General features: G+C 74.7%; 10 protein-coding genes. 2 read left to right on the top strand and 8 right to left on the bottom strand.

Going from position 1 to position 12133, the window contains the following annotated elements:
* Positions 1-18: 18 nt before the first annotated feature.
* The 6 genes from ACZ5GH_RS37475 to ACZ5GH_RS37450 all read right to left on the bottom strand — a co-directional run bounded on the left by ACZ5GH_RS37475 (position 19) and on the right by ACZ5GH_RS37450 (position 6714).
* Entirely contained in the window at positions 19-402 is a 384-nt protein-coding gene (locus ACZ5GH_RS37475; RefSeq protein ID WP_464336635.1) for a hypothetical protein, read from the bottom strand.
* A gap of 335 nt (positions 403-737) precedes the next feature.
* A complete protein-coding gene (locus ACZ5GH_RS37470) occupies positions 738-1712 on the bottom strand; it encodes a TolB-like translocation protein (protein WP_387754888.1) in 975 nt (324 codons plus the stop codon).
* Complete coding sequence (locus ACZ5GH_RS37465) at positions 1709-3064, bottom strand: MFS transporter (RefSeq protein ID WP_464336936.1); 1356 nt, start codon at positions 3062-3064, stop codon at positions 1709-1711. The genes ACZ5GH_RS37470 and ACZ5GH_RS37465 overlap by 4 nt, the downstream gene beginning before the upstream one ends.
* A gap of 2 nt (positions 3065-3066) precedes the next feature.
* Complete coding sequence (locus tag ACZ5GH_RS37460; protein ID WP_464336634.1) at positions 3067-4425, bottom strand: discoidin domain-containing protein; 1359 nt, start codon at positions 4423-4425, stop codon at positions 3067-3069.
* 376 nt (positions 4426-4801) lie between these two features.
* The gene (locus ACZ5GH_RS37455; protein WP_387754883.1) at positions 4802-5770 is read right to left on the bottom strand and encodes a serine hydrolase; all 969 of its coding nucleotides are present in this window, start codon (positions 5768-5770) and stop codon (positions 4802-4804) included.
* On the bottom strand, positions 5767-6714 hold the full coding sequence (locus tag ACZ5GH_RS37450) for a LysR family transcriptional regulator (protein WP_387754880.1): 948 nt from the start codon (positions 6712-6714) through the stop codon (positions 5767-5769). Before ACZ5GH_RS37450 ends, ACZ5GH_RS37455 begins: the two co-directional genes overlap by 4 nt.
* Positions 6715-6878: 164 nt before the next feature.
* Here ACZ5GH_RS37450 and bla point away from each other — a divergent pair, with 164 nt between their 5' ends.
* Positions 6879-7838 (top strand): class A beta-lactamase, encoded by a 960-nt coding sequence (bla, locus tag ACZ5GH_RS37445; RefSeq protein ID WP_464336633.1) that lies wholly within the window; start codon positions 6879-6881, stop codon positions 7836-7838.
* A 436-nt stretch (positions 7839-8274) separates the two neighbouring features.
* Here the strand turns inward: bla and ACZ5GH_RS37440 are convergent, their stop codons facing one another.
* Entirely contained in the window at positions 8275-8703 is a 429-nt protein-coding gene (locus ACZ5GH_RS37440; RefSeq protein ID WP_387754874.1) for a hypothetical protein, read from the bottom strand.
* 365 nt (positions 8704-9068) lie between these two features.
* Entirely contained in the window at positions 9069-10079 is a 1011-nt protein-coding gene (locus ACZ5GH_RS37435) for an aldo/keto reductase (RefSeq protein ID WP_464336632.1), read from the bottom strand.
* A 545-nt stretch (positions 10080-10624) separates the two neighbouring features.
* Between ACZ5GH_RS37435 and ACZ5GH_RS37430 the strand changes: the two genes are divergently transcribed.
* Positions 10625-12103 carry an alpha/beta fold hydrolase gene (locus ACZ5GH_RS37430; RefSeq protein WP_464336631.1) on the top strand — a complete coding sequence of 493 codons (1479 nt, stop codon included), beginning with the start codon at positions 10625-10627 and terminating at the stop codon, positions 12101-12103.
* Positions 12104-12133: the final 30 nt, after the last annotated feature.

Below are 12133 nucleotides of genomic sequence, written 5' to 3'. Positions count from 1 at the left end.
TCCGCCCGGGGCCGCACGTCAGGCGACGGCTCCGGCGACTCCGGTGCGGCCCGCCGGGGTTCCGGCGATGGTGACGATGGTCTGGGCACGGATGTGCTCGCCGAGGACGGCGACCAGGGCGTCGGTGGTGGCGGTCACCAGGCGGGCGGGGGCGTCGGGTACCTCCGCGAGGTGGTAGGCGGCCTCGCGCATGCTGAGGGTGACGATCGGATTGTCGAGGTCGGTCGGCAGGCCGCCGACGCCCCGGCGGTGGGCCGGGAGGCCGATCAGGTCGACCCCGACCAGGCGGGCGAAGCCGGGGCCGAAGACGGATCCGACGGCGTCGGTCAGGGCGGCGATCAGCTTCGGTTCGACGGTGCCGTCGAGGGCTTCCTCGCGGATGTGCACGGTGAAGTGCGGCACGGGGCAGCTCCGTTCGCGTGGGTACGTCCGTACGTCCGTACCGTGAGGGGCGGTTGGCTTTGCCAGTAAAACATCTTTGACTGCAAAGGTAAATGAGCGGACGGTACGAGGCGCCGAATGACGGATTCGCACGACGACGAGGACGAAGTCGACGAATTGGTCCTGGAGTTGCTCCTGCTGATGCCCCCGAGGAGGTGCGGGGCCCGGACCTCGCGCTGGAGATCCGATCGCCGGGCCGGGACCGCCAGGGCCCGCCGTTCCAGAAGCCGCCCGCGGCCGCACCGTCCCGGGCCGGTGCGGCGGGCGGCGGGCGGCGGGCGGCGGGCCGACGGGCGTCAGGCCGGCGGGGGCGGGACGGTGACCGGGGAGGAGGCACCGGGGAGGAGGAGGCGGGGCGTGCCGGTGCCGTCGGCGGGGGTGGCCCAGACGTCGGGGGCCTCGCCCGCCCGGGCCGGAAGGGCGTAGGCGAGGGTGGCGTCGTCGAGCCAGGCGGCCTGGTCGTCGACGCTGCGGGTCTCGGCCAGCGGGTGTTCGTGGAGGTCGGCCAGGTCGAGGACGTGGAGGCGCCAGGGCGCGACGGGATCGGCGGAGACCTTCTTCTTGAAGGCGATCCGGGTGCCGTCCGGGGAGAGCGAGGGGCATTCCACGTTCTCCCGCAGGGTGCGGGCCGACCAGGCCTTGAGGTCGCCCTCGACGAGGTGGGTGCGGCCGGCGGTGGAGACGGTGGCGTAGAAGCGGTTGTCGTCGGCGGCGAAGTTGACGCCCCAGTAGTTGACGTCGGCGGCGTGGTAGCGGGTGCCGCCGATCGTCAGCGGGATCTCCTCGACGGACTTGATCAGGTAGCCGGTGCGCAGGTCGAGGATCGAGGTGCGGGTGGAGAAGCGGTCCGCCGCGTAGGAGTCGCCGACGGCGAAGGTGGTCCAGGAGAGCACCTGGCCGGAGGGCGAGACCCGGGCCCGGTTGGGGATCCCGGGGACGATCACCGACCGGAGCTCGGTGAACCGCCGGTCGTAGACCACGGCCTGGGTCCGGGCGGGGGTGCCCGGCAGGGCGCGCAGGCACAGGGCGCGGTCCCCCGCGGCGTAGAAGCGGGCGCAGGACGGGCCGCCGGGCTCGCCGCCCGGGCTGCGGGCGACGCGACCGGTGGCGGTGTCGCGGTAGTAGAGACCGGGCTGGTCGAGCGTGAACGAGGCGTCCGCGGCGACGAGTTGCGGTCCGCCGTCGCGTTGGCGGGCGTGCACCACGTAGCCGAGGGAGCCGCCCAGGAGGACGAGGGCGGCGAGGACCAGCAGGACCGTTCGCGACTTCATCGGCGCGCCTTCCTTCCCGGGAGGATCCGCCAGGCGGCGGTGAGTGCGGTGGCCAGGGCGAGGGCGGCCGCGACGAGGGCCGGGCGCGGCCCCCACCACGTCCAGGCCGCGCCGAACCCGGCCGCGCCGACCAGTCGGGCCAGGGCCTGTCCGGTCTGCAGGACGGCGAGGCCGCTCGCCCGGCCGGCGGCCGGGAGCGCGGGCGCGGCCAGCGCCATCAGCACGCCGTCGGTGGCGGCGTAGAAGACGCCGAGGAGGACCAGGACCAGCACGGCGGTCGGCAGGCCCGAGGGGGCCAGGAGCGTCAGGTAGGCGGCGAGCAGCGCGCCGTGGCCGAGCAGGAACGGGATCCGCCGGCCGGCGCGGTCCGCGATCCGCCCGGCGGGGACGGCCAGCAGCAGGTAGCAGGCCGCCGCGCCGAGCGGCAGCAGGGGGAAGAGCGCGGCCGACAGGTCGAGGCCGCGCTGGAGCAGGAGGTAGAGGAAGGAGTCGCCGACGGTCGCGGCGCCCAGCAGCGCGGCGGCCGCGACCACCCGCCGGAAGGCGGGGTCGGAGGTCGGCCGGGCCGCCCGGCCGGCCGGGGCGGGTACGGCGTTCGGCCCCGCGGCCGGGGCAGCGGACCCGTCAGCGGTCGGGGCGGCGGTCGGCTCTGCGGACAGGACCGCGGACGGGAGCGCGGACGGGACCGGGCGGGTCGATGCGGCGCGCGGCGGCGGTGCCGACGGGTCGGCCGGGACGAAGAGGCCCAGCACCACCACACCGAGCAGGCCGGTGGCGAAGCTGACCACGAACACCGCGTCGTACGCGTCCGCCGTCACCCACAGCACCACGAAGGCGACCAGCGGGCCGAGCAGCGCCCCGGTCGTGTCCATCGCCCGGTGCACGCCGAACGCCCGGCCGAGGGTCTCCGGCGGTGCGCTGAGCGTGATCATCGCGTCCCGGGGTGCGGTGCGCACGCCCTTGCCGAGCCGGTCCGCGGCCAGCGCGGCGGCGATCCCGCCGGCGGCCCCGCCGGCCATCAGCAGGCCCAGCCGGGAGAGCGCCGACAGCAGGTAGCCCGCCCCCGCGACGGTCCGGTGCCGGCCGGAGCCGCGATCGGCGAGCCGCCCGCCGAGGAGCCGGACCAGTGCCGTGGCTCCGTTGAACAGTCCGTCGAGGAAGCCGAACTGGAGGGGTGAGAGGCCGAGGCCCAGGACCAGGTAGAGCGGCAGCACGGCGGTGACCATCTCCGAGGAGACGTCCGTGACCAGGCTGACCGCACCGAGCGCGACGACCGTGCCCGGGACGCGCCGCCCCACCCCGGCGGGGCGGGGCGGCGCGTCCGGACGACGGCCCGTGGTGGCCAGGTACATCATCAGTGGCAGCTGTAGGTCGGGCTGGTGTCCTTGGCCTTGCCGTCCGTCCCGACGAAGCTCCAGCCGTACCCGGAGTCGGTGAAGTCCAGCTTCAGCACGCCGTAGTCGCCGCTGATCCGCTTCTGGCTGTTCGGCTGCACCTGCTCGATCGGGTACGGCTCGGCGCCGCCCATCCCGCCGACGATCTCGACGATCCCGTCGGCGGTGGCCTTCCCGTCCGGGTCCTGCGGGGCGAACCGCTCGTAGTGGTGGTCGTGCCCGTTGAGCACCAGGTCCGCCCGGGCGTCGTAGAGGATCCGCCACACCGGCCGGGAGACCGGGTCGTTGCCGTGCCCGCCGGAGGAGTACAGCGGGTGGTGCCAGTAGGCGGCGACGCACTTGCGGGTGTTGGCCGCGAGGTCGGCCTTGAGCCAGTCGATCTGGGCGCTCTGGTCGAAGGCGTTGGAGTCGAGGGCGACGAAGTGCCAGTTCCCCTCGTCGAAGCTGTACCAGCTCTTGCCCTGCGGGTAGGCGATGCTGCCGAAGTACGCCTTGTACCCGGAGAGCGAGCCGGCCGGGTCGTAGGTCTCGTGGTTGCCGGGGACGGGGTGGGTCTTCGCCTTGAACGCGCCCCAGCTCTTGTCGTAGTAGGCGCGGAAGTCCGACAGCCGGGCGTCGTCGTACTGGTGGTCACCCATCGTCAGGTAGAACTTCGGGTCGATCCTCTGGGCGAGGGCGGCGGTCTTCGGGTGCGCGCAGGCGCTGTCCGAGGCGGTGCACTGGGCCGCGATGTCACCGGCCGCGACGACGGTGAACGCCCCGCCCGGGGTGGTCCCGGTCGGCGACGGCGTGGCGGTCGGCGAGGGCGTGGTGTCCGTGGCCCCGTAGACCTCCATCTCGTACAGCGAGTACCCGTAGGACGTGCCGCGGGCCGTGCCGTACATCCGGACGTACCGGCCCTTGCCGGTCAGCCCGGTCCAGTCGTCCGTGCCGCCGTTGCCGGCCTTCTCCTCGGCGACGGTGGTCCAGGTCGCCCCGTCCGCCGACACCTCCAGCCGGTACGCCTTCGCGTACGCGGCCTCCCAGGAGAGCTTGACCCGCGAGACGGTGGCGTTCGCCCCGAGGTCGACCCGCAGCCACTGCGGGTCCTTCCCCTCCTCGCTCGCCCACCGGCTACCGGTGTTCCCGTCGAACGCCTTGCCCGCCGCGTAGGACGAGCCCTCCGTGGACGAGGCCGTGGCGGCCTTGCCCCGCGAGAGCAGCGGATCGGCCGCCGCTCCCGCCCGCCCGGACCAGCCGAGCAACAGTCCGCCGACCAGCACGAGCACCGCGGCGAACACTCCGATGTGAACAGGCCTTACCGAGACTTGGGGACGCATCCCTGAACTCCCTGACCTAGAACGACGGCGAGAGCTGGACTCCGGCGGGGCCCGCACGCGATCCCCGCCGGTCGAGCGGTGGTTGCCTCACCACCACGGCGGCCGGGTCAGAGCTCTCGCTGAGCACGTCACGCCCCGATCGGGGGGCGCCGCGCCAAGCCGCCGCCGAGAGCCTAGTGAAAAGTAAAGTTTCCTGACAATAGTCCGGGGCGAAATCCCGCGCGGATCGACGGGCACCGGCCTACGCGCGCCCCGGGGCGGCGACCGGGGGCGGGGCCGTGCGGTCGGGGCGGCGACCGGGGGCAGGGCTGTGCGGTCGGGGCGGCGGGCGCGCCAGGGCGAGGTCGAGGACGGGGCGTCGGGTTGTCGGCCCGGGTCAGCCCGTCGCGCCGCTCGCCGCCCGCGCCCGGAGGGCGTCGACGGCGAGGCGGGCGGTGGTTCCGATGGCGGCGTCGGCGGCGGGCAGGGTGATGGTGGTGGCGGCGGCGCGGGTGAAGACGGCGAGGGCGTAGCGGCCGCCGTCGGGGTATTCGACGACGCCGACCTCGTGGCGCAGCGTGGGCAGGGTGCCGGTCTTGCCGTGGACGCGGACGTCGTCGTAGGGGAAGCCGGAGGCCAGGCGGTGCGGCCAGACCTGGAGGCCGAGGAGGCGTCGCAGGGCGGCTCCGTGGTCGCCGGGGCAGGCCTCGCCGTGCCAGAGGGCGGCGAGCAGGGTGGTCATGTCGCGGGGGGTGCTGTGGTTGGTGAAGGCGGGGTCGAGGACCCTGAGGCGGGCGACGACGGCCGGGTCGACCGGGGAGTCGGGGCCGGTGTCCTCGGCGAGGGCGGCGGCGAGGTCGCGGAGCTTGTGGACGGCGACGGTGCGGTTCAGGCCGAGGTCGGCCATGGTGCGGTTGACGGTGTCGAGGCCGATCCGGTCCCACAGGGTGTCGGCGGCGGTGTTGTCGCTGACGGCGGCGGTGAGGTAGGCGAGGTCGCGCAGGGAGAGGCGGGCGGCGTCGAGCATGGCGGCGAGGCCGGTCCCCCCGGGGGTGCGGCCGGCGGCGGGGACGTCGACCTGCCGGGTCAGGTCGATCCGTCCGGCGGCGGCCTCGCGGTACAGCGTCACGAGCAGGCAGACCTTGTGGACGCTGGCAGTGCTGACGGCGGTGTCGGCGCCGAGGCCGATCTCGGCGCCGGTGTCGAGGTCGCGTGCGTGCAGCCAGCCGGTGACGCCCGCGTCGGCGAAGGCGGCGGCGATGCGGGTGCGCGCGGCGCGGCCGTACGGGCCCCGGTCGGCGGCCGTGCGGTCGGCACTCGTCCGGCCGGCTCCGGTGCGGCCGGCTCCGGTGCGATCGCTGGTCATAGCGGGAACTCCATTGCGGGCCGGGGGTAGAGCGAACGGTTGGGCGGCTGGGGCAGGAGGCCGCCGGGGCCGGTCAGCGCCTGGTGGGCGGCCTCGGCGAACAGCCGGACGGCGGGCCCGCCCCGCCCGGCCGGCCAGGCCGTGGAGGTCCGCCAGGTCAGCGGGGTGCCGGTGAGCGGGCGCCAGACCGTACCCGGCGGGGGTGTGGTCCGCGGCACCAGGGCGATGGCGCTGCCGGTGAGCACGAGCGCGCCCGCCAGGTCCGGTCCCGGCGGGTCGACGACGGCCCCGGGGGTGCAGCCGTGCCTGGTCAGCGCGGTGAGGACCTCGTCGTACAGGGCCGGGGCCGTGGCGCGGGGGAAGAGGACCAAGCGCAGGCCGGTCAGGTCGGCCACCGCCAGCTCCGGGCGGTCGGCGTACGGACTGCCGGCGGCGAGCAACGCGCCGAGCGGCTGGTGCAGGACGGGGCCGAAGGCCAGTCCGTCGGCCGGGCAGGGGTGCCGGACGACGGCGACGTCGACGGTGTGCTGGGCGAGTTCGCGCACCACGGCCGCGACCGGCACCTCCCGCAGGTCGAGCCGGGTGCCCGGGGAGGCGGTCTCGAAGGCGGTGAGCAGCGCGGCCAGGACGGCCGGCCCGAGTTCGGGCGGAACGGCCGCGCGCAGGGTCCCGGCCCGTCCGCTGCGCAGGTCGGCGGCGGTGGCGAGGAGGCGGGCGGCGCTGTCCAGGGTCTCCTCGGCTTCGGCGAGCAGCAGCCGGCCCGCCGGGGTGAGGTCGACGCCGCGCGGGCCGCGGTCGAACAGGGTCACACCGAGTTCGCGTTCGAGGCGCTGGATCCGCTGGGAGAGGGAGGGCTGGGCGATCCGCAGGCGCTCGGCGGCGCGGCCGAAGTGCCGTTCCTCGGCGACGGCTCGGAAGTGGCGCAGGTGCCCCAGCAGGTCCATGGCCAGCCATCATAGGCGTTCTCCTATTGCTCCCTTCACGATCGGGGTCTTGGACCGGGAGGCCGGCGGCCTGTTTAGCTGAGGGCGATCGAGCGGCCGCGAACGATGCGGGAACCACCGCGAGGGCGCGGCCGCGACAGCACGAACCCCAGGGGAGACCACCGATGAAGTCCGACCTCCGCCGCACCCGTACCGCGCTGCCCGCGGTGGCCCTGCTCGTGGCCGCGCTGATCGGGGGGTGCGGCCGGGCGAGCAGCGCCTCGACGGCCGCGGCGCCCGGTACGGCGGCCCCCGGTGCGACGGCGCCGGGCGCGGCGGTGGCGGGCGCACCCGCGACCAGCTCGGCGGAGGACTCCTTCGCGGCGCTGGAGCAGCGGTTCGGCGCCCGGCTCGGCGTGTTCGCGGTGGACACCGGCAGCGGCCGGGAGGTCACCCACCGGGCCGACGAGCGGTTCGCGTTCGCGTCCACGATCAAGTCGCTCGCCGCCGGGGCCCTGCTGCGCAAGGCCTCCGACGCGGACCTGGACAAGGTCGTCCCCTACCGCCAGGAGGACGTGCTGGCGTGGGCACCGATCACCTCCCAGCACGTGGCGACCGGCATGAAGCTGCGTGACCTGGCCGCCGCCTCCATCCAGTACAGCGACAACACCGCGGCCAACCTCGTCGCCGCCGAACTCGGCGGCCCGGCGGCCGTCCAGCGGTCCCTGCGCGACCTGGGCGACTCGACCACCAGCGTCGACCGCACCGAACCCACCCTCAACGAGGCGACCCCGGGCGACACCCGCGACACCAGCACGCCGCGCGTCCTCGCCGCCGACCTGCGCCGCTACGTGCTCGGCGACGCCCTCGCGGAGGGCCGGCGCGCGCTGCTGACGGACTGGCTGGTCGGCAACACGACCGGCGGCCCGTACGTCCGCGCGGGGGTGCCCGCCGACTGGAGGATCGGCGACAAGACCGGCGCCGCGGGCTACGGCACCCGCAACGACGTCGCCGTGGCGTGGCCGTCGGGCGGGCGCAGCCCGATCGTGATCGCCGTCCTGTCCGACCGCGGCAAGGCGGACGCCACCTCCGACGACGCCCTGATCGCCGAGGCGACGAAGGCCGTCGTCGGCGCCCTCGGCTGACCCTCCCCGAGCGACCAGGAGCCCCGACCGCGGTGGTCCGGCCCACCCGCCGGACCGCCGCGGACGCCGACTCCACTCGGCGCCGCCTCGCCCGGCTCGCCGTCCTCGGTCTCACCGCCGGGGCCGCGCCGAGCGCCTTGCCGGGCACCGCCTCGGCCGCCGCCGGCACCCGCGCGACCGGGGCGGCGGCTATTCGGCGGCGGGCCTTCGGGTCGCCGTGCGGTAGAAGTTGAGTGAGGCCCGGCCCTTCCGGCCGGGGCGGCAGGCCCTGCCAGAGCCCCGGAGGCAGCCCCTCCTGCCTGTTCGGACACACCCCGGTGCCCGGCGCTCCTCCCGTCGAGTTCCCGCGGCCGACGGACGGACCGGCCGTCTCCAGGTGCTGAAGGGTCACGGCGGCCCCCGGCTCCGCCACGGGGTCGGGGGCCGCCGGCGCGTCCTAGGTGAGCGGGTTGTCCTGCCAGTCGCTGTAGTAGCAGCGGGGGGTGCCGGTGTCGACGCAGGTCACCACCCGCACGCTGGTGACGTAGTAGCCCGCGTCATAGGTCAGACCGGCCCAGGACGACGTCTCCCCGCAGCCCTGCTGGTTCCACCGCTTCGGCGTGGTGTAGGTCGAAGAGCTGGTGCGGACCTGGAAGTGGATGAACACCGGCTCCCCGTCGCACGCGGTGTCCCGCACCGCGGCGTTGCCGTTCTTCCACCCGCTCTTCGTCCACTCCCAGTTCGCGGACCCGAAGACCCCCGTCCCGGACGCGTACGCTCCGCCGGTGGCCGCCGAAGCGGCTCCGGCCGAGCCGACCAGCGCGACAGCGGCGAGCGCCGCCACTGCCCCCGTACGCCGCAGACCCCCGACAAGACGTCGTTTCATACTTCCCCCTTGGACGAATGGAGCCGGAGCACGAACAGCCGTGCCGCTCCTGCCTGACTGGATCCGACGCTAACAAGCCCCTGCCCGCCGGGGATCCTCGGTCGTGCGAGGTACCGTGGCGCGGCGGAAAGTGCTGGACCGCTTCTCCCGGATCACCGGACAGGCACGCCTGACGCGGCGTTGACTGAGGCGCGGCGAGCCACCCGAGCCGGGGACAGCCACGTCGGGGCCGACTGGTACGAGCCGCGCGCTCTCCTCCCCGCATCCCGTTCCCGTGGCCTTCGACGACGCCGGAGTTCCAGGGGAGGGTGCGTCCGGCGCCAACGGCGCCCCGGTCACGGTCGACACCGCGGCGAGGATCCGGACTACCGGGAGCCCGCCGCAGGGCGCGACTTGTAGAAGGACTCCTCCAGGTAGGCGACCTCGTGCGGCTGGTAGGGCTCCTCCAGGTAGGCGGCCTCGTCGTCGTCGAGTTCGACGTCCACCGCGGCGAGCGCGTCGGCCAGCTGGGCCGGCTTGGTGACCCCGACGACGGGCGAGGTCACCGCCGGGTGGCGCATGACCCAGGCCAGGGCGACCTGGGCCGGGGACAGACTCCGTCTGCCCGCGATCTCGTGGACGCGCTCGGCCACTGCCTGGTCCCCGTCGCGGTAGAGGATCCTGCCGCCCTCGTCGGTCCCGGCACGCGCCGTGGCGGTGTCCCGGGCCCGCGTCAGCCTGCCCCGCGCCAGCGGGCTCCACGGGATCACGCCGATGCCCTGGTCGGCGCAGAGCGGGAGCATCTCCCGCTCCGCTTCCCGGTGGATGAGGTTGTAGTGGTCCTGCATCGACACGAACCGGGTCCAGCCGTTCAGGTCGGCCAGGTACAGGGCCTTGGTGAACTGCCAGGCGTACATGGAGGAGGCTCCGATGTAGCGGACCTTCCCTGACTTGACCGCGTCGTGCAGCGCCTCCAGGGTTTCCTCGATCGGGGTGTCGTAGTCCCAGCGGTGGATCTGGTACAGGTCGATGTAGTCGGTCCCCAGCCGCTCCAGGGAGGCGTCGAGCTCGGCGAAGATCGCCTTGCGGGACAGCCCGGCGCCGTTCGGGCCGGGGCGCATCCGCATCCAGACCTTGGTGGCGAGAACGACCTCCTCGCGCCGGGCGAAGTCCTTGACCGCCTGGCCGACGATCTCCTCGCTGCTCCCGGCGCTGTACCCGTTGGCCGTGTCGAGGAAGTTGACGCCGCTCTCGAGGGCCTGCTTGATGATGTCCCGGCTGGCGTCCGCGCCCAGCGACCAGGGCTCGCCGCCCCGGTCCGGCTCCCCGAAGCTCATGCAGCCGAGGGTGATGGCGGAGACTTCCAGCCCGGTCGTTCCGAGTTTGACGTATCGCATGCTTCCGAACCTACGAATTGGAGTGCGCTCTACCGCAAGTCGTCTCGGTCCGGCGAGCACGGACTCGTCGACCGCCACCGCGTGCCGGACACCAGTACGGCCGGCGCCCCGGGCCGTGGAACCCATGTCGGCACGGGGCAGCCCCGGCACCGTCCGGCTGCCTCCCGCCCGGCCGTGCCCTCCAGCCGCCACGACTTGCGACGGTCCCTGGAGTTGCCGTCCGAGGCGACCAGGCCATGCGGCGCGAGATCGCCCAACGCCTGCCGGACCGCGGTGTTCGACACCGCCCCGGCGCGCAGCACGCGCCGGCGCGCCTGGTCGTCGGTCGTCGAGGCCCGATCCCGCCCGCGGGGCAACGGCGGGCGGCCGGTGGGCGGTTCACCTCGAACGGTGGGAGACCGGACATGGGCCTCCGCCCCTACGGCAGGCCCCGCCGTACGCCTCAGGTCGGATCATGGGCCCATCCCGGCGCCGTACGGGTGCGGCCCGGGGCGGAACGGAGACTGGAGGCGGTTCCGAGACACGATGCTGCACGGAGGACTGGCATGGTGCTGCGAGACGGACGCACGATTCCCGCGCTGACGGTCGGTGCCGCGACGGCCGTGGTCGCGGCGCTCGCCCCCGCGACGGCGTCCGCGGCGCAGGACCCGCTCCAGGGGTACGCGCAGCAGCGGCTCCGCTGGGAGCGCTGCGACGCGGGGCAGCCGGCCGCGTTCGAGTGCGCCACCGTCCAGGTGCCGTTGGGCTACGCCGACCCCGGGGGCCGGAGGATCGACGTCGCGGTCTCGCGGATCAAGGCAGGCAGCGCGAAGGCGCGCCACGGCGTACTGCTGATGAATCCGGGCGGGCCGGGGGTCCAGGGGTTGAGCCTCCCCGTGGAGATGGAGCCCTTGCTGGCGCCGGAGGTGCGGGAGCGGTTCGACCTCATCGGGTTCGACCCGCGCGGGGTCGGCCGGAGTTCGCCGGTCACGTGCGGCCTGACGGCCGACGGGCGGAGCATCCTGCACCCTTACGCGGCGGACACCTTCGCCCGGGACGTGGACCGGGCCCGGACGGTGGCCGACAAGTGCTGGGCCAAGGCGGGGGACGTGCTGCCGCACATCACCACCCGCAACACCGCGCGGGACATGGACGTCGTCCGGGCGGCACTGGGCGAGCGCAGGATCTCCTACTTCGGGTACTCGTACGGCACCTACCTGGGCTCCGTCTACGCTCAGATGTTCCCCCAGCGCTCCGACCGCTTCGTGTTGGACAGCGCGCTCGACCCGGCGCTCGCCTGGCGGGGGACGCTCCGCGGCGCCGCGGCGGGGGCCGAAGCGGCCTTCACCCGGTGGACGGAGTGGGCCGCCGCCCGCCACGCCGCGTACGGGCTGGGCGCGACCCCCGCCGAGGTCCGGAAGACGTACTGGGACCTCGTCGCCCGCGCCGACCGCACGCCCGTCCCGACCACGAACGGGGCGCTGAGCGGCGGAGACATCCGCACCCGGTACGCCGGTTTCTCCCACGTCGCCACCGTCACCCCCTGGATCGCCGCGCTGAAGGCCGCCTCCGAGGGCGGACCGGCCGCGCCGACCACGCCGGTGCCCTCCGGCACGGAGGAGCAGGAGAACAACCGGACCGCCGCCACGTGGGCCCTGTTCTGCGGCGACGCCCGCGACTGGCCGCGCGACCCCGAGCAGTACCGCCGGGACGCGATCCGCCACCGGACCGCCCACCCGCTGGCCGGCGACCTGGGGGCGGGCATCCAGCCGTGCGCCTTCTGGAAGTCGCCGCCCCGCGAGGCGGCCACCGTGGTGAACAACGGCGTCGGCGCGCTGATCGTGCAGAACCAGTGGGACCTGCGGGCCACGCTCGCCATGGCGCAGGGCATGCGCCGGGCGCTGCACGGTGCGCGGATGATCACGGTCGCCGGCGGCGAGGGCCACGGCGTGGTGGTGGCCGGCCCGTCCTGCGCGGACGCCGACGTCACCCGGTACCTGTCCACGGGCCGGCTGCCCGCGAGGGACGTGACCTGCGGCGGCTGACTACGCCTCGGTCCGCAGGCGGCTCCAGGT

Source organism: Kitasatospora sp. Xyl93 (genome assembly GCF_055383135.1).
The sequence above is the reverse complement of the archived record's forward strand: the minus strand, read 5'-3'. Positions and strand labels throughout refer to the sequence as shown.